General features: G+C 37.5%; 14 protein-coding genes and 1 pseudogene. 3 read left to right on the top strand and 12 right to left on the bottom strand.

What is annotated here, in order from left to right; all coding sequences use genetic code 11:
* Nucleotides 1–120: 120 nt before the first annotated feature.
* Nucleotides 121–219, top strand: a pseudogene (locus NMM26_RS02695) (helix-turn-helix domain-containing protein); the annotation flags it as partial.
* 199 nt (nt 220–418) lie between these two features.
* Here NMM26_RS02695 and NMM26_RS02690 read toward each other — a convergent pair.
* Nucleotides 419–1,126: a glucosamine-6-phosphate deaminase gene (locus tag NMM26_RS02690; RefSeq protein ID WP_000864590.1), complete on the bottom strand. Its 708-nt coding sequence runs from the start codon at nt 1,124–1,126 to the stop codon at nt 419–421.
* A 150-nt stretch (nt 1,127–1,276) separates the two neighbouring features.
* On the opposite strand from NMM26_RS02690, the gene queA reads away from it, so the two are divergent.
* A complete protein-coding gene (gene queA, locus NMM26_RS02685) occupies nt 1,277–2,305 on the top strand; it encodes a tRNA preQ1(34) S-adenosylmethionine ribosyltransferase-isomerase QueA (RefSeq protein ID WP_001090133.1) in 1,029 nt (342 codons plus the stop codon).
* A gap of 76 nt (nt 2,306–2,381) precedes the next feature.
* Here queA and NMM26_RS02680 read toward each other — a convergent pair whose 3' ends face one another.
* From NMM26_RS02680 to NMM26_RS02660, 5 genes are read right to left on the bottom strand one after another with little or no spacing between them, the layout of a single operon-like run.
* Nucleotides 2,382–3,242 carry a YihY/virulence factor BrkB family protein gene (locus NMM26_RS02680; RefSeq protein ID WP_000759508.1) on the bottom strand — a complete coding sequence of 287 codons (861 nt, stop codon included), beginning with the start codon at nt 3,240–3,242 and terminating at the stop codon, nt 2,382–2,384.
* Nucleotides 3,243–3,269: 27 nt separating this feature from the next.
* Nucleotides 3,270–5,324: a sodium:proton antiporter gene (locus tag NMM26_RS02675; RefSeq protein WP_254754249.1), complete on the bottom strand. Its 2,055-nt coding sequence runs from the start codon at nt 5,322–5,324 to the stop codon at nt 3,270–3,272.
* An 11-nt stretch (nt 5,325–5,335) separates the two neighbouring features.
* Nucleotides 5,336–5,590 carry a hypothetical protein gene (locus tag NMM26_RS02670; RefSeq protein ID WP_020902458.1) on the bottom strand — a complete coding sequence of 85 codons (255 nt, stop codon included), beginning with the start codon at nt 5,588–5,590 and terminating at the stop codon, nt 5,336–5,338.
* Nucleotides 5,583–6,140, bottom strand: a complete 558-nt coding sequence (locus NMM26_RS02665; RefSeq protein ID WP_000828425.1) for a class I SAM-dependent methyltransferase — start codon at nt 6,138–6,140, stop codon at nt 5,583–5,585. Before NMM26_RS02665 ends, NMM26_RS02670 begins: the two co-directional genes overlap by 8 nt.
* On the bottom strand, nt 6,124–7,080 hold the full coding sequence (locus NMM26_RS02660; RefSeq protein ID WP_000867028.1) for a TIGR01212 family radical SAM protein: 957 nt from the start codon (nt 7,078–7,080) through the stop codon (nt 6,124–6,126). Before NMM26_RS02660 ends, NMM26_RS02665 begins: the two co-directional genes overlap by 17 nt.
* A 91-nt stretch (nt 7,081–7,171) precedes the next feature.
* On the opposite strand from NMM26_RS02660, the gene NMM26_RS02655 reads away from it, so the two are divergent.
* Nucleotides 7,172–7,531, top strand: a complete 360-nt coding sequence (locus tag NMM26_RS02655; protein ID WP_000367214.1) for a DUF3397 family protein — start codon at nt 7,172–7,174, stop codon at nt 7,529–7,531.
* A gap of 184 nt (nt 7,532–7,715) precedes the next feature.
* Here the strand turns inward: NMM26_RS02655 and NMM26_RS02650 are convergent, their stop codons facing one another.
* From NMM26_RS02650 to NMM26_RS02625, 6 genes are all read right to left on the bottom strand, one after another.
* Complete coding sequence (locus NMM26_RS02650; protein ID WP_254754248.1) at nt 7,716–8,024, bottom strand: hypothetical protein; 309 nt, start codon at nt 8,022–8,024, stop codon at nt 7,716–7,718.
* A 286-nt stretch (nt 8,025–8,310) separates the two neighbouring features.
* Nucleotides 8,311–14,880, bottom strand: coding sequence for a S8 family serine peptidase (locus tag NMM26_RS02645; RefSeq protein ID WP_254754247.1), 6,570 nt, complete (start codon nt 14,878–14,880; stop codon nt 8,311–8,313).
* Nucleotides 14,881–15,467: 587 nt separating this feature from the next.
* Entirely contained in the window at nt 15,468–16,253 is a 786-nt protein-coding gene (locus NMM26_RS02640) for an ABC transporter permease (protein ID WP_000760750.1), read from the bottom strand.
* A gap of 1 nt (nt 16,254) precedes the next feature.
* Nucleotides 16,255–17,073, bottom strand: coding sequence for an ABC-2 family transporter protein (locus NMM26_RS02635; protein ID WP_254754246.1), 819 nt, complete (start codon nt 17,071–17,073; stop codon nt 16,255–16,257).
* 1 nt (nt 17,074) lies between these two features.
* Nucleotides 17,075–18,067 (bottom strand): ATP-binding cassette domain-containing protein, encoded by a 993-nt coding sequence (locus tag NMM26_RS02630; protein ID WP_254754245.1) that lies wholly within the window; start codon nt 18,065–18,067, stop codon nt 17,075–17,077.
* A gap of 316 nt (nt 18,068–18,383) precedes the next feature.
* The gene (locus tag NMM26_RS02625; RefSeq protein WP_254754244.1) at nt 18,384–18,929 is read right to left on the bottom strand and encodes a histidine phosphatase family protein; all 546 of its coding nucleotides are present in this window, start codon (nt 18,927–18,929) and stop codon (nt 18,384–18,386) included.
* Nucleotides 18,930–18,937: the final 8 nt, after the last annotated feature.

The following is an 18,937-nucleotide window of genomic DNA, read 5'->3' as shown; positions in this document are numbered from 1 at the left end:
GGTTTATGCATAACTTCTCAAAGTAACTTCCACTTACCTAACCGAAGTGGAAATTAGTCTAAAACGGATTTTTATGGTGGAATTAAGTCTGAGACGTTTGAGTTAGAAATGAGGTCTACTATGACAAAACATAAACACCTTACCCTTTCAGACCGCAATGATATCCAATTGGGCTTAGAGCGCGGTGAAACCTTCAAAGCTATCGGGCAACTTATTCTAATCATTTTGCTTACAAAAGCGATGAAATCAAGCATGATTAAAACCAGTGGAACTTACCCTGACACGGATTTCCACTGGTTTTTAGGATTTTTATCAGACTAACTTCCACTTGGATTAGCGGTGGAACTTAGTTTGGGAATTTACCATTTTTTCTTCCATTTATACAAGAGTTGAAAGCGTTCAATAGAACATTGCTTTTTTATTTTTCGAGTAAGCTAAGCGCTTCAGCATCTGCGATGATGGTTACATCAGAGTGATTTTGGAGGCTACTTGCAGGTAGGTTCTCAGTCACTGGGCCAGATACTGTTCCGGCAATGGCTTCTGCTTTCGACTCACCGTAAGCAAAGAGAATAATAGACTTGGCATCCAAAATGTTTTTAATCCCCATTGAAATAGCTTGGGTTGGGACGTCTTCAATCTTGTCAAAGAAGCGCGCATTGGCTTCAATAGTAGACTGGTCCAGTTCAACTAGATGCGTTTGACTGTCAAAAGGAGTACCAGGTTCATTAAATCCAATATGTCCATTGCGACCAATTCCCAAGATTTGTAAATCAACAGGATGGTCAGCCAAAATTTGATTGTAGCGTTCAACTTCAGCTTCAGCATGATCCTTAACACCACGAGGCAAAAAACTTTCTTTAAATGGTTTTTGGTTGAACAAGTTTTCTTGCATGAAGTAACGATAAGACTGTGGGTTGTCCCCATCTAGCCCTACATACTCATCAAGGTTGACACTGGTTAGATTTGAAAAATCAAGGTCACTCTCAACAATTTCCTTGTAAAATTCAAGTGGGCTGCTTCCTGTCGCAAGTCCTAGGGTTTGAGCTCCATTGGCCAATTTTTCCTTCAAAATCTCAAAAGCAACTTTTCCACCTTCGATTTGGTTTTCAACTTTAATAACTTTCATCTTTTCATCCTCCATTTCTGTCTATATTTATTATATGGTATAGACCAATTTTTGTCAAGTGAAAACGATTTAATTTTCAAAAAAAGAGCGACTATACTTGAAACATGTTATAATGGATAAGATTAGAACTTAGAAAGAATGAACAGAAATATGAATACAGCTGATTTTGATTTCCACTTGCCTGAGGAATTGATTGCCCAAACACCCCTTGAAAAACGAGATGCCTCTAAACTCCTTATCGTCAATCGTGAGACGGGAGAAATGCAGGATAAACACTTCCACTCTATTATTGATATGCTGGAACCTGGTGATGCTCTTGTCATGAACGATACCCGCGTTCTCCCTGCCCGCCTCTATGGTCAAAAGGAAGAAACTGGAGGTCATGTGGAACTGCTCCTACTCAAAAACATTAGTGGTGATGAGTGGGAAGTTCTGGCTAAACCTGCCAAACGCCTCAAGGTCGGTACTCGTGTCAACTTTGGTGATGGCCGTCTCAGCGCTATCGTTACGGAAGAATTGACTCACGGGGGCCGCATTGTCCGCTTTGAATACCAAGGAATTTTCCTAGAAGTCTTGGAAAGTCTGGGAGAAATGCCGCTACCACCTTATATCCACGAAAAATTGGATGACCGTGAACGCTATCAAACGGTCTACGCCAAGGAAAGCGGCTCTGCTGCTGCACCGACTGCTGGTCTTCACTTCACCAAAGAACTACTGGCAGAAATCCAAGCTAAGGGTGTTCATCTAGTCTATCTGACTCTTCATGTCGGACTCGGAACCTTTAGACCTGTTTCTGTGGATAATCTGGAAGAACACGAAATGCACTCAGAATTCTACCAACTTTCTGAAGAATCGGCTGCCACTCTTCGCTCTGTTAAGAAAAATGGTGGTCGTGTTATTGCTGTCGGAACCACTTCTATCCGCACCTTGGAGACTATTGGTTCCAAGTTTGAGGGGCAAATCCAAGCAGATTCTGGCTGGACCAATATCTTTATCAAACCTGGCTATAAATGGCAGGTCGTGGATGCCTTCTCAACCAACTTCCACCTGCCAAAATCAACTCTGGTTATGTTGGTTTCTGCCTTTGCAGGCCGTGAATTAGTCTTAGATGCCTACCACCATGCCATTCAAGAACACTACCGCTTCTTTAGTTTTGGCGATGCCATGTTTATCTATTAATTTTCATAATCAAAAAAGCGCATATTATCAAGGTTTTATAAAGCCTGATAGTATGCGTTTTGTAGTGGATAAGGAATTAGTCTTTTCTAAAGCTCGGATCTTTCAAACTCTGGACACTGGCATTGATAACCGCACCGACAATTAAAATCTTAGCGATAAGAATAAACCAAAACATCATGACCACCACGACGACGGAACTGAAAAAGCGCACGTCCACTAGGTGATTGACATAATTGTTGACATAGACTGAAAATATATTGAGCAGTAAGACCAGGGTCAACAAGACAAAGATACTACCTGGCAACACATAGCGAATCCGTCGTACCTTAACATTGGGCAGGAAATAGTAGAGCACGACCAAGATTGCAAAAATCAAGGCATAGACCAAGGGGCCTGTTAGATCTTGCAGATAATCAAAGAGAGGACTATCCGATTTCCAGTAGCTTTTGATAAGGTTGAGAAGCATGCGACCAAAGACACTGAGAAAGAGAGCTAAGGCAAAAAGGATTTGCAAGCCAAAACTGACTAGTAAACTCATCAATTGCTGGTAAATTAAACCTCTACTCTTAGCTACTCCGTAAGCTTTATTAAAGGCTTTCTGTAGGAAATTCATGGATTTTGAAAAGGTCCATAGGGCTGACAAAACCGCAAAACTCAATAAGCCCGTTGAAGGTTGGGTCAGCACTTCTGTAATAATCTTTGCCACCACATCATACATGGTATCGGGCAAAAATTCATTGACAACCTTTAAAAAATTGGAAACTGGAATCTGAAAATAAGGGAGGATATTGACCACCACCAAAAGTAGGGGAAATATCGAGATCAACCAATAGTAGGCTACTGCGACACTGGTCAACTCACTATCTGATGCTTGATAATAATGCAAAAAGGCTTTTAATAAAGGCTTGTCTATCAGCTCTTTCCACCACTTTTTCATGTCACACTCCTTCACTTATAATCTTGATTAATTTCTTCTTACCAATTCCATCATATCATAAGGTAGGGTATTGGCAGCTTCCTTCAAGGAATAGTTCTCTAAGTTATTGACATTTTGTCGTAACTTCTTAGCATATTTGGTCGTAATTAACCGTTTTTCTTCATATTCAAAAATCATCTTGCGCTCCAGATAATAACCTCTCAGCATCTCATCGATATTGTTTGGTTTAACACGATTGATAACCCGTTCGACAAAGGCACCACTAGTGATAATAGCTGTTTCACGAAGACGAGAATCCTGCATGAAGCTGATCAAAGAACTCTTATAAACCCCTTTTAGGTTCTCCAAACTTTCGATAATCATCTCTGTATTTTCTAGATAGAGCTCTGCAATTTGATCATAGTCAAGAGCTCTGAGTTTCTGTGATTCTTCATTTTTCCAACTGCGGAATGTCTTGCCAAGAGTAAAGACTTCGTGGAGGAGAAAACGTAAAATCCGCAAGGAAACAAGGAAATAATAGGTCAATCGTGAAGCAAACTTGCGATTGATACCTTGTTCCATGCTTTTCAAATAACGTTGGTAGACTCGATAAGCACGCTCACTCATCTTTCCTTCTTCGTAGGCTTGTTCTAAACCATCACTTTCAATACTGAGGATAAGAAGCTTCAAGGCCTCCCAGTCTTCTTGAGCCCCCTTATTTTCTTGACTCAGGATCAGATTTTCAATACGTCCATGATAATTGTCAATAGCCGCATAGAGAGGAAGTTTATTTCTGGTGTCTTCCAACTCTTTTTCCAACTCTAGCGTTACCTCATTCAAAATAGCGATATGCATGAGATGGTCCTTGCTTTCTTCCTGTTCATCAGAAAGATGAGGCAAGACCAAGAGACCTGTTAAAAAGCTTACAAGCGTCACACCTGCGACAAGGAATAGCAAGAGAGGATATTCCTGTTCTAAATCACTTGGTATCAGAAGAATCGTAGCAATCGACACTGTTCCCTTGACACCTGAGAAGGTCAAGAGAAGCATATCCTTCATATACTTATTTAACTTTTTTTTGAGGCGTCGAGTCCTATAGGCATAGTATCCATAGATCATGACAAAACGAATGGCAAAGAGGACAAAGGTAAGGGCTATAAGAGATACCAATAAAAGTAAGGGATTATAGATTGGATTGGTCAAGATAGGTTCTGCTATCATTTCCAACTCCATCCCTAAAATCACAAAGACAGAACCGTTTAGCATAAAATTCACTGTATGCCAGACCGTCTCGGTCACCGTATCCACCTGGGCTTCAAGGAGCGTAATTTTCTTAAAACGGCTTGCCTTTAAAATCCCAGCAACTACAACGGCAATAATCCCTGAAACGTGGACTTCTTCTGCCAGGAAGAAGGTTACCAAGGGCAAACTCAATTCTAATAAAAGTTCGCTGGCAATATCCGTTGCTCGTACACTAAGTAAGAAACTATGGAGGAAACGGTTGGTCATGGCTGTTAAAAAGCCAATCAAAAAACCGCCTAGGATTGAAAAGATGAGCGAACTACTCGCTTGCCCAAGGGAAAAGGCCCCAGTTGTCCAAACTGTCAAGGCTACCTGAAAGGCAACCAAGCCAGAAGCATCATTCAAGAGTCCTTCACCCTTAAGGATATTGGACACGCGCTTAGGAAAGCTAAACCGCTCCGAAAGAGAGGCAAAGGCTACCAAGTCCGTAGGGCCAAGTGCCGCCCCAACAGCCAAGCAAGCCGCCAAGGGAAGACTGAGCCAAAGAAGATGGGACAAGCCACCCAAACTCAGGGTCGAGATGAAAATCACTGGAAATATGAGATAAACAATGATTCGCCAGTGTTTTAAAATAGCCGTAATATCTGCTTCCTCCGACTCTCGGAAAAGCAAGGGCCCGATAACCAGTGCCAAAAACAACTCCGTATTGAGGTGAAAGTCGGTATTGGGTAAAAAAAGACCAATCACGATTCCCAAAAGAATCTGCACCAAAGGGAGAGGCAAAAAGGGCAGGAGCTTATTGGTTGTACTTGAGACAATCAAGACCAGTAAAAATAGGATAAGGTAAATCAGTAATTCCACGGACTTCCTCCTTAATTTTTTTTACAACAGGATTCAAATATCTCCTTCTGCTCTTTGATTTTTTGATCAATCTTGGAACAATCTTTGTGCTCAATTTTTCTCTGGCACCGTTCCATCTCAAGAGCAACTAATTTTTTCTTGATTTTAAGCATTTTTTTGCTCATGTGTGCTTGGTCTAGCACTCCCACCGCTCGTTCGTGGTGGGTTGACTCAACAAAATTCTGGCGCATGGCATCCAGCTTTTCACGTAGGTATTGTTTATCCATGTCTATATCTCTCTAATTTTTCAATCATTACTAAAAATGGTGGGTTGTTGACTTGGTTTAAAGTTCGGTAAATAGCAGCTGTGTACTCTTGTTGGTTCAACTGACTGACAAAATCCAAGACAGCATCCCTCTCGAGGTCGCCTCCTTCATGACCATAGTAGATCATGATAGCAATCCGTCCCCCTTTGACAAGCAAATGACACAGCTTTTCTAATGCTTCAATCGTTGTCTGAGGTTGGGTGATGACAGACTTATCAGCTGACGGCAGATAGCCCAGATTGAAAATCCCTGCCTTGGCTTCTGTCACAAACTGGTCCAGTGTCTCATGACCTTGCAAGATTAACTGGGCATTTGTCATTCCTGCTTGGTTCAAACGCTCTTGGGTCTTTTCCAAGGCTTGCTCCTGAATATCAAAGGCATAGACTTGCTTAGCTAGCTTGGCTAGAAAAAGCGTGTCATGACCATTTCCCATGGTCGCATCCACTACGATATCCTCTTTTGTCACTACCTCAGCCAAAAAATCATGTGCCATCTCAAGTGGTCTTTTCATTTTCAAACTCCTGTTTTACAGCCTTGCATCCTTGAATACTTCCACGACGTCGCATCTCCATCTCAATGCTGTTGAGCACTTCCCACTTATTGAGGCTCCACATAGGCCCAATCAGCATATCCCTAGGTGCATCTCCTGTGATTCGATGGATGACAATATGCTTGGGAATGATTTCCAGTTGGTCACAGATGACCTTGACATATTCGTCCTGACTCATCAGTTGCAAACGTCCCTCGTGGTAGTCCCGTTGCATACGAGTATTGGTCATCAGGTGAAGCAAGTGCAGTTTAATCCCTTGAATATCGTTATCCGTGATACAACGGCGGACATTTTCAATCATCATCTCATGGGTTTCACCAGGAAGTCCGTTGATCAAATGAGAAACAATCTCAATCTTGGGATATTTTCTCAAACGCTTGACCGTCTCCACGTACAATTCATAGGAGTGGGCACGGTTAATCAGATCAGAGGTTGCCTCATAAGTGGTCTGCAAGCCCAATTCAACCGTCACATGCATGCGCTCCGATAACTCAGCCAAATATTCAATGGTTTCGTCTGGTAGACAGTCTGGGCGCGTTCCGATATTGATTCCTACTACACCTGGCTCATTGATAGCCTGCTCATAGCGCTCTCGAATGACTTCCACCTTTTCATGGGTGTTGGTAAAATTTTGAAAATAAACCAGATACTTCTGCACATCTGGCCACTTACGATGCATAAAGTCAATTTCCTTATAAAATTGCTCACGGATAGGCGCATCCGGTGCTACGATAGCATCTCCAGAACCTGAAACCGTACAAAAAGTACAGCCTCCATGAGCCACCGTTCCATCACGATTGGGACAGTCAAACCCCGCATCAATAGGGACTTTAAAGGTCTTTTCTCCAAAGAGTTTTCGATAATAATCATTCAAGGTATTATAAGATTTCATAACTTTCATTATAACAAAAATCACCCACAATCTCAAAAGCCTGACTTTCCTATAAATTCCTCTGTTTCTCGTTTCCATTAGCGATTTTTTATGATACAATATGGATATGATTTTAATGAAATTAGCATCTATTTTATTATTGATACTGACTTTAGTAGTCTGCATTATCATAACCAAACTTTTTAGATTAAAAAAACTAGGACGAAACTTTGCGGATTTGGCTTTTCCAGTCTTGGTATTTGAGTATTACCTAATCACAGCTAAAACCTTTACCCATAATTTCCTCCCTAGACTAGGCCTAGCCCTCTCACTCCTAGCCATTATTCTCGTTTTTTTCTTCCTTCTGAAAAAACGCAGCTTTTACTATCCTAAATTCATCAAATTCTTCTGGCGTGCAGGATTCTTAGTGACCCTTGTCATGTATATCGAGATGATTGTTGAATTGATGGCTCAGAAATAAAAAACTAAATCGAAAACACCTCAATCAAACTAAATACAGTGATTGAAGTGTTTTTTCTTTATATCTTTTTTAATAATTCTTATACTCAATGAAAATCAAAAAGAAAACTAGGAAGCTAGCCACAGACAGTACTCGAGTACGGCAAGGCGAAGCTGACTTAGTTTGAAGAGATTTTCGAAGAGTATTATTTTCCTTCTTTATCAGGAAAGATAAATCCAATACCAATGCAAGCTAGAACACCTGCTCCAATTACCAAACCACTTGAAATTGGCAAAAGTTCCAAAATTGCATTGGCAATAATAAAGGCAATAATCAAACACATCAGACTAGCCTTGTAGTCTTTTTTCAAAAGATTCTCTAGAGTGAAAAAGAGGAACAAGCCTACTGGAATCAATGACCAAAGGTTAACATTCAAACTTGGCCATCCAACAGAAGCAAAATACAATACTATCGCTGCTGCTACTAAAAATACAATCCCCAATAATTTTTTCATTTTGATCTCCAATTTCTTTTTTAGGAACTTGAGTTGTCTAATACTGCCCCCCTCACGTCCTTTACACAAATCATTATAGCAGAGCCCAGTTTCAAGAACAAGCTCTGTTGCCTATCTGGTCTCTATCTCGGTCTAAGTGGTTGAATAGTTAAGATAAAATAAGGAAACAGGGGAAAACTATCTTCCAAATAAAAAGGAATTAAGCAACCAAACGCTACTTAATTCCTTAAAATTATCTCATCTCAGTACATAAACCATTTTTTCATCTATAGCTTTTGTCTTCATCTTAATCTTTTTTCTTCAATCCAAGAAATACACCTACAGTAAACATTATTCCAGCAATGAATGGTGTAAAACCTTCTCTAACTGTTCCGGTTTTTGGCAATCTATCAGAATTGTTAGTATCCGATTTACTATCGATATTGGTATGTTTATTAGCTATAGTCTCTGGTTCATTAAGATAAACTCCCTTCTTATTTTCAAAGTTTTTATCATTTTTATCAGGAACTGTAGCTGTAACATCCTTAGTTGAATCAGATTTTTGACTTTCGTCTAATTGACTATAATTTACTTGTACAGGAACTGTAGCTGTGACATCCTTAGTTGAATCAGATTTGTGTGAATGATTTGCTCTTTGTAAGTCCTCTTTTCTATGACTTTGATTTAATTGGCTATGGCTTACCTGTTTGTTATCTTTCTTTTTCGATTCATCAAAAGTAGGTTTATTTTCCTCCTCCTTTTTCTCCTCTATTTTCTTGAATAGAGGTTTTATAAGGGTATCTTTTGACACATTAATAACATAACCTGCATCTTTTTTCCCTTCGACACCAGAAATTTCCCAGCCATCAAATTGATAGCCTTTTTCTAATTCACCCTTATAGACAGGTAAAATGAAATCTTCTTCCGACACTATCGTTGAACTCATTTCTTTTCCATTTTGAATGGTCACAGTTACCATCTGAGGTTTTAGTTCGCTCACCTCTCCCGTATCTTTGTTTAAAATGAATTCTTTTACAGTTGTATTTCTTGCAAAATCTTTTACAAGAATCTTAATGTTTAGTGTCTTATCTGTTAGTTGTTTAATATCATCAAATGATTTGTATTCTTTTCCATTTACATAAATATGTTTGTCTTGAATCTCACCATCGAATCCATTATTTCTTTTATCATTGATGTTAAAGACTACAGATTTTCCATCAGCATATTCAATACTAGTATTTCCCTTAGGATCAATGTTTACTTCTGGTTTAACATTATCATATAAAAATTGATAGTGTACTCCAACCGCTTTCGCATTCAAATCGCTATAGCCAGTTTGAAGATAAACATTTCCATCCATATCTGTTACCTTATCTGGGAATCCGTTTGCTTTATAGTCTTTCATTCCCCAGTCCATGATGTCACCGTCTTTAACATTAAGCTTAATGTTAAAATCTCTAGTGTTATCAATGTGTAAATCTCCGTAGATTAAATAATTATCTACAACCGATTCATTAACTCTCAACTCCCAGTTAAAACCACCCTTATCAGAAATCTTACCTCTTAAATAAAATTCTGGATTTCGTACATAAATTTTATTAGATTTAGATGGATTAAAGTAGTTCTTGTCCATTGAAAGGTTTACTGGTTTTGCATCAATAAATAACGTAGAACCATCTTCTTTTATAGCTTCTATATTGGATTTATCCTCCCCAGTGTACTCTTTACCATCCTTACCAAATAATACAAGTTTAGAAGGATCTGTTACAAGATTTCCATCTTTATCGATTGCCTCCCCTTTATCATTCATTTTAAAGGTAAACACTTGATATCTTACAATGTTAAAGCCGTCCAAAGCCGACATTAATACAGCTTGAGTACTTCTTCCATCTTCAACATTTCTACTATCAGTATAAATTATTTTTTCTGAAAGGACTCTTAGATTAGGATTGGTCTTTTGTATTTTTGCTATATCTTCCTTGCTATAGACTCCATTTCCTTCTAACATATCCGTTTTTCCAGGATTATAGGTAGTCACTTTTAGTGCATAGCCTTTTCTTAGAATGATGTTGTCTTTTAACAGATATTGTTGTTTTTCTGAATCAGAATAGATTTTACCAGATTCCATTTCCGTTAAATTGTTTGGTTTGTTTTTTGAAAGATCTCCTTCTCCTAATTCTATTACATTCCCATAACTTGATGCATACGGATATTCTGCTTTAGTTTCCTTATTTTTATCAGGCATTCTAATTTTAGTTTCAGCTTTTATCTGATCATCATCTTTAACAAAGAATCTCATATCTCCTGCAAAAGCTAATCCATCCACAATATCATTAATATTAGCGTATAAATCAAATGTCATCGTTTTTGAGTGGGAATCATACTTAGTCGTTTTGATTTCTATAGATTTATAGTTATTGCCATAATATACCTTGGCATTTTTAGAAACATTACTGATTTTTCCAAGAATTTCAAAGTGTCCATCTTTAGACGGGCTTAGAACACCATAAATTTTTGATTTGATTTCGTCAAGTTTTTCAGTTTCATATTCTAAGGCGCTACCATCGTCATAAGCAATGATATTTCCCTTATCATCGTATTTATAATCGTATTCCTCTGTTCTCTTACCAGTTTCACTTGTAAAGTCATCAACTTCTCTAAATTTCTTTTTAATGAGTTTCTTTAAGTCTTTGCTTTCAAAATCTCTAATTGTTGAAATAGTTTTATGAATAGTCAAGCTAGATTTTTCTTCGATAGACTCTTCATTGTCTTGATGATTTTCTTCCTCAGTTGTATCTTTTTTAAGACTATCCTCTTTTCTATTTTCTAAATTTTTAAATTTAGATTCGGCAATCTCGCCAAGCTTTTGGTAGTTAGATGAATCTTGATCAGGATCTACTAGATAGTAGGAAATCATCCCCTTTTCATCAGCATGATCATCAAATTTAATTCTATGAATCTTTGTGAAATTGCTAGAGCCATCTAATGCAATGACTTCAATGATTTTTCCTCTTAAATCTCCTGCACCATTAATTTCATAAATGGTATTTCCGTCTTTGTCAAGTTTTCTATTTCTTCCTTGACCCTCACCTGCATAAGTTACTTCAAGATTTTTCTCAACCTCTCCATCTTCATTAACAAGAGCGGCGCCAGCATACCAAACTTCGTTTGCAATCTCGTCAAATTTTTCAGGATGTTCTTTTTGATCTCTCGCAAATAGCGTTTCATTCTTATACTGATCTTTTACCTTATGATAAGTATCCTTTGTAATCAACTTAATTTTTTCAGGATTTGAAAAATCAACCGAAACAATCTTAGGGGCTGTGTTATCAATTTTTACAGGAATATAGGAAACCTGCCATGGATAATCTTTAGTTAATCTATATTTAAATTTATAGAAATATTGACCTTCCGCAATCGGTTCAAATTGACCTCTTATCTTAGTAGCAGGATCTTGGTTATCCTTACTTTCTGGTGCATTTTCTTCTCGACCTCTAGGGTTATAGATGAGTCCATCCCACTTCAAATCACCCCAAACTTTTAGTTTAGAAGATTTGATTCCCTTTGCATCATTTCTCTTAGAGTTTAAAATTCCTTTAATAAAGTGTTCTCTCGAAATGACTTTTAAGTCTATTTGATTTTCTCCCTCTTTATTTGTATTTACTATTGAAATCATTCCTTCTTCTGCACTTCTTAATACAAGTGGAGAAGGTGTTAATCCTCTCTCAAGTTGAGCATCTTGAGGATTTCCATTTGAATCTAAAGGATAAATTTTAGCAATGTTAGAACCACTTGATGATGGTGCGTTGATCCCTTCGTTATTGAAAGCAAATAATTCTGGATTTTGATCTAGAGATGTTGTATTTTTATCTTTTCTATTTTGTATAACTCCTGCTGGGTTAAATTTATCTATACCATGTTCTCCACCAATTCCCTTATTTAAGGTTCCTGGAATTTTTGGTTTACCATCATCATCATAACCTTCCATTGTTTTTGATTTTGATCCTTCTTCCCAGGCCCATTTATCAAGGATTGGTTCTTTATTCCAATCCCCAGCAAATCCCATTAGAGGCATCGATAAAGAAGGTTGGAAATTTGTTTTCTTCCCGTTGGAGTTTAGAGCTTCCATTTCTTCCACTGACTCAAAATGAATAAATGATTCTACAAATTTATTTTTATTTTTAGCCTCTCCAACGTTTATAACCGCATTTAAATCAAAGCTAGAGTTTGGGCTTATAGTGAAAGTGTCATGCTCAAATGTGATATTTGCTCCTTTGATTTTTTCTGGGTGAATTTCTGGAACAATTTGCTTCCCATCTGGGGATTTTTCGTCTTTATATGTTTCATCCAGTTTTAGTCTATCAGTTAGAGAATCTGTAGTTATAGCTGATGCTGAAACTTTAAAGGTCAAAGGTCTGTTTGATGTATTGTGAAGCTTAATTGTAAAGTATTTTTTATCTCCTTTTATTTCTTTAAGAGAAATAGAACCATAAGAGTTTACCAAACCTTTAGAATCCTTGTTTTTGAAAGTCGCTACGACTTCATTTCTCAAAGCATTGGCCACATTAATTAGACCTGCTCCCTGCTGTCTAGGTGATGCAAAGTATTGGCTTTTTTCTTTCCAAGAAGTCGCATCCATCATAGGTCTTGCAGTATTTTGTAGGGCTATTTTTGTAAGACTCGTAAGGTCTATTTTGTCATCTCCCTCAAGATTTTTCAATACAGGTCTTTCAAGCATTTCCTTTAACTTTGGTCTGATCAAAACAGTAGAAGCTGCCACGATTGGAGTTGCCATACTAGTTCCTGACATATAGCCATAAGTTGATTTCCCATTAATGACATTGAGAGTGGATTTAATATTTTTACCTGGCGCTGAGACATCAGGCTTTAAAAGCAAATCTGTTCTCGGTCCCCAAGATGTAGATCCTGCTGGAACTATGACATCTTCTTTATACAATTCTTTGTCTGTGTCAGGTGCAAACTTAAAGTCAATCTCTTTTTCGTCACCTACATTCGGTTTATTAGAATTATAGCTTGCCATATCGATTGGATAGTATTGCTCCAATTTATCTTTGAAATCTTCCTTATTATTTCTTTTAACTTCAGTTTTTTTATCAGGACTAATCATGTTCCATAGCTTTACACCATCATCTCCTGAAATTGAAAATACTTGACTAGTAGTTCCTTCATCCTCCTCATATCCCATAGCTGGAAGCTCTGTCCAATTATCTCTATTGTAGTAATTGACAGTATTTACAACCATAATGCCACGTGCGCCCTTATCCGTAGCTCTTTTAAAAGCATCTTTTAAATCCTTGGTATAAATTCTATCCATTACTGCAATTTTGCCCTTAAGATCCAATCCTATCAAATCTTGATCTTGACCTTTGCCTATATATACAAATTTCAATTTATCAGGAGCTTTTGAACCATCTTCATTTGTTGTGATTTTATTCTTATCGAAAAAGGCCCCTATATTTCTGTATTTAAAACTTTCTCCACCTATGTTGACTTTATCAAACTCAACTGTTTGATTTTTAGCAGATGCGACCGCTATCGCATCTTCATGTGCTGCAGTTCGCGTTACATTTCCAGTGTCGGTCATTTTCAGATTATTATTTGCTACTAAATCCCATGAAGAACTTGAAGCAGAAGTCGCATAGTTACCCGTAGCTACAACCATTGGAATGCCTGCTTTTCTTAACGCTCTAATAGCTTCCCAATATTTCTCACCTACAAGACCTGTTCCTGTAAAACCAGATGATACCGAAACAACATCAACGTTGTGTTTGATGGAATCTTCAATAGCATGAAACATTGTTTCATCTCCTGCGAAGCCAGATCCTGCGTCAGAGTACATTTTATAAGAGAAGATCTGTGCATTAGGAGCAATTCCATCTATTCCGTTAAAGTTTTTAATATCTTTTTCAGTATCATTTCCCGCAAGAATCCCTGCAATATGCATCCCATGTGGATCAAAATAATCGCTTCCATCATCAGCTTTTTCTACAGTAATTTTACCACCATTATAATAATTGAAAGCATGAGGGATTTTATCACTCAACCAGAAATTTTTATCAGTACCTTTTAAGTCTTCTTTTTTGAATCTCATTGAGCCTTTAGCATCATCATCAATCCTCATGGCCTTATGCCTATAATCTGTCCCGGTATCGATATTTGAAATGACCATACCCCGACCATCAAAATTTTTACCAAATGGAGCATTGATAGACTTTAGGTAATCAATTGCCTCTTCAACTCCAATTTCCTTTCTAGCATGATTCATCATTGGTTGGACTTTTTGTGATCGTTCAATCGATGAAATACCTTCTATTAGTTTAATTTTGTCCAGATTATCTGGAGTTGTTTCTATTGCAACACCATTAAAAACCGTATCATAAGTATATAAAACTTTTGTATCCTTAAGATTTGATAATTCCTTGATTGCTTTTTCTCCAGATTCTTTATCTTTAAATTCAGCAATATAGACAAGTTTATCCTCTTTTTTGGGACTTTCTGGGTCTTTCCTTGCAGACGAGTCCGCTTTATCTTCTTGGGATTGATTGGAATTTTCTTCTTTGATTTTTTCTTCATTGCTAGTTTTGTTATCTATCACAGATTCTTTACTAACAACTTCTTTTTCCTCAATAACCGTTGTTTTCTTCTCTTCAATATCCTTTGAAGTTTCTATAGCATTATGAATATTTTCATCTCTCTCTTTATTCTCTGTTTCCTTCTCTACTACTACTTTTTCTTTATCAGAGATATTTAAAGTATCTTCAGAACTAGGTGTATCTGCTAGGATTACCTCATTAGGGACATATGCTGCTAAAATAACTGCAGCTGTGGTTAATGACAATACTGTACTTTTTTTCATTTTAATTCCTTACATATTTATTTAACTTCCAATAGATAGAAAACTTTAACTTTGCTAGCCTTTGTTATAAAAAGTTTTACTAAGTATCATCTAGGAAATAGAGTAGTACATTTATATATAATTGTTAGCTCTCTGAAAAATAGTATATCAATTAAAAAAATTTAAGTCAAGAAAAATTAACATGCATTAATTTTTTTTTTAACACACATTAAAAATATAGAGTCAAAAACTTTCGTAGTTAGCTGGGGTACATTATCAGAACATTCACACCATCAAAAATAGTAGCAATCAAATTAAAGCACTAGCAACATCACAAAGTCAAATATCATTGATGAAATATCAGCGCTATTAAACAATATAAATAACCGCTAAGAATAAGACTTAACGGTTATCTTCTACATATCTAACTTTTCAAATCCTCAGTCATATGTTCACCTGTGACCTAGACTTTACGACTCTCTTGCTCTACCAACTGAGCTAAATCGGCGATTACACATACAGTATAGCACTCTGAGAATAGGTGTCAAGAAATTTTCATCTCTATTAAAAAAAGCCTGTCCTGAGACAAGGCTTTGATAACATCTATGCTAAGAACCCGCACTTTCGTAGGCATCTAAACCCCTATCCCAAAGTTTAAGGGAAATGACAAAGAAGACAAGGGAAATCAACATCAAACCTCCGATGTTAAAGAACACATCCTTGTCCTGTAAGAAATAGCTAGCAGGATAATAGGCCGTAAAGGCAAATGGCACGATAAAGCTAATCAACCATCGAAGGAGCGAATTGTAAATCGAAATCGGGTACTTGGCAAAGTCATTGAACATATAGAAGATGTAAATCATTGCTCCTGACTGCTTGGTCCAAAAAGCGATACTGGCAGTCGCTATTTTCAAGGAAGTATAGATCAAGGTCGCAAAAGGAATACAGACTAGGAAAATCAGGAATTTTGAAAGAGTCCAAGTAATGCTAGTCACCGTTGTCGCTAGTAAGATTCCACCGACCAAAAGTTCACCCAAGGCATCAATCTGAAAGGTCTCAACGAGGATGTGAAAGAGAGGATTGATAGGACGAGTCAGATACTTGTCAAACTCCCCTTTTCGAACTAGTCGTTGACCTAAAGCCCAGAGATTGTCAAAAAAGAGATGATCTAATCCCTTTGGAATTAAGGAAAATCCATAGATAAAGGCAATCTCTTGAAAGGTCCAACCTTCTAGCGAAGGGATGTGTTGAAAGAGTACATTAAGAAACAAGAGATTCAAGCCTTGAGTCAGAAATACTCCCAGAACACCAACTACAAAATCCACCTTGTATTCCATGATTTGCTTGATGTATTGTCTGATAAAAATCAGATGCATGCGTTGATATTTTTTCATACTAACCTCCTTGAATGGTAATAAAGGACTGGACTCGTTTCCAAATCAACTGAGACAAGCCCACCATCACTAAGAGCCAGAAAAACTGCAAAGCGAGCGCCTGAAGAATCTGATTGGTATCGTATTTCCCAACGATAATCATGACCGGAGTGTAAATCAAGGATGAAAAAGGCAGGAAGGACAGAATATCTGAAACAACCTTTGGAAAGAAAGCCAAGGGAATCAAACTTCCAGACATAAAGGCCACTATGGAAGTCTTGAGTAGATTGGAACCCCAAAGATTTTTAAATACAAAGGCAGAAAAACCAAAGCAGATATTAAAGAAAAAGTTGATCAGGTAGGCTAGCGTTAAGCTAAAAAGATAAAGGACAGTTAATCCCAGCACTTCTACCATCCCTTGCCCAGATACGATTTTCATCAAAACAATGACACTTAAAAATGGCAGTCCAACGCTGATAAAAATCAACCACTTGGAACCAAGCTCAGTGAAAAGATAGGAGGCTGCAAAATGCACTGGTCTCAACAAGCGCATGATAATAGAGCCATCCTTGACCTCCTCCCCAATCATAAAGGACGAATCGGATCTAGTCAGAAGATTGGTCACAAAACTCATAATGATGTAGAGGGTGATATCTGCCATACTAAAGCCCTGAATCAAGGACTCTTGCGAAGAATCAAATACAGCCTTCCAGAGATAAAAAGCCACAAAAGCACCCATGACATCGCCAATCCGATAGAGAATAAAGTTGACTCGATAGGTAATCAGCTCCTGAATCCCTGCATTAATAAAGGGTTTATAACGTCTCCACAATTTGGCCATCTTAGAGCTCCTTTCGGTAGAAGCGACGTATAATGTCCTCGATATCCGTATCCATCATCTTCAAGTCGCGGATTTCAAAATCAGACAGGGTTTGCTTGATAATGTCAGCTGACTGGTAGCGTGAACTATCGAATTCAATGTTGAGGCTATTTCCTTGTCTATCAATGCTCATATCAGGCAGGCCTTCATAGTGAGAAGCGAGATGACTTTGACCTGGTAGCAGTTCAAAGGAGAGAGTCTTCATCTTGCCAAAGGTCTCCTTGAGTTGGCTCACCGTTCCATCAAAAATCTCCTGCCCCTTATCAATCATAAAGATCCGATCACAGAGTTGCTCAATATCGCTCAGGTCATGAGTTGTCAAGAGAATGGTTGTTTCTTCCTCTTGATTGATTTGGGTGATAGCTCGACGAATATTGTCCTTGACCGAAACGTCCAAACCAATGGTCGGTTCATCTAAAAAGAGAACTTTAGGATTGTGAAGCAAGGAAGCTGCAATATCCGCCCGCATCCGTTGTCCCAGCGAAAGAGTTCTCACAGGATCCTTGATAAAGTCCTTCAAATCCAAGACTTCATTCAAAAAGTCCATGCGCTTATGAAAGAGCGAGTCTGGCACATCATAAATCTCTTTTAAAACCGTGTAGGTCTCTTGCAGGGCCAAATCCCACCATAGCTGGGTGCGTTGTCCAAAAACCACTCCAATATCCTTGACATAATCTTGACGATTATCCTGAGGAATCTTGCCGTTAATCCGACAAAAACCAGATGTCGGTTTCAAAATCCCAGTCAGCATTTTAATGGTTGTCGACTTCCCAGCACCATTGGCCCCGATAAATCCTAAAATTTGTCCTTTTGGGACCTCAAAGGTCAAATCCTTGACCGCTTCAAAGGTCTGCTTTTCAGGATGAATAAAGGAGCGCAAAGCCCCCTTCAAGCCCGGTTCCTTAACAGTCTTCACAAAATTTTTCTGAAGATGTTCCACTTCTATCATTGCCATATCTATCTCCCTATGTAAGGAATAGCAACATTGTCTTTTGACTACAAATATTCTAAATCCTTACTTTCTACACCTTCTCAATTCTATTATTACAGAAGGCTTTATACCAACCTATTATAGTCCAATAAAAAACAGAATGCAAGCGTTTGCCTAAAATTTATGAAATTTGAGATTTCTCTCTTAAAGTGATATTTTTAATCAAAAATCATGGCTTAATAGTTTTCTGAAAACATCAAAAAACCTGCACTTAGGGGCAGGCTACTAATTATAAAAAGCAAACTATTTTGATCTATATGATTCACTATTAATCAAAGAACTAATCTTTCATAATTCTTTTCACAATCCCATTTCTATCAATTAGAAAACAATCTGGAAAGGTCATCTGCTCCCATTTTTCATAATCAAAACTGGAATCAAAGTGATGTAGTAGTATTCCTATCAAATTCCCGTGTGAACTAAGTAAAATCGTTTTTTCTGAGTATCTCTCTTCCAATTCCATTAAGAAATTTAGTACTCTAGCTAGTGCATCTTGATTTGATTCCCCTTCTGAAAGAGATTCACTGGGATTTTGCCATAAATATTTAATACTGTCTTCAAACTCAGAATCTTTTATAAAGGTTGAAGATAATTTTCGCTCTCGTAACCGATTATCAAGAACTATTTTATCAAATTGAATTGGCGAACTATTAATCGTTTCAAATGCTCGTTTATAAGGACTAGAAAAATAATAATCAATATTAAAAGAATTCAAAAACTCTAACTGGTCAAGAGATGAAAATCCTTTTTCTGACAAAGTTCTATTAAAATCATCACTTGAAAATCTTGATTGAGCATGTCTAAGTAAAATATAAGAATTATTCATAAGTCATT

It is taken from the genome of Streptococcus sp. CF7_Ac1-8, from assembly GCF_024295435.1.
GTDB lineage: Bacteria > Bacillota > Bacilli > Lactobacillales > Streptococcaceae > Streptococcus > Streptococcus mitis_AP.
The sequence above is the reverse complement of the archived record's forward strand: the minus strand, read 5'-3'. Positions and strand labels throughout refer to the sequence as shown.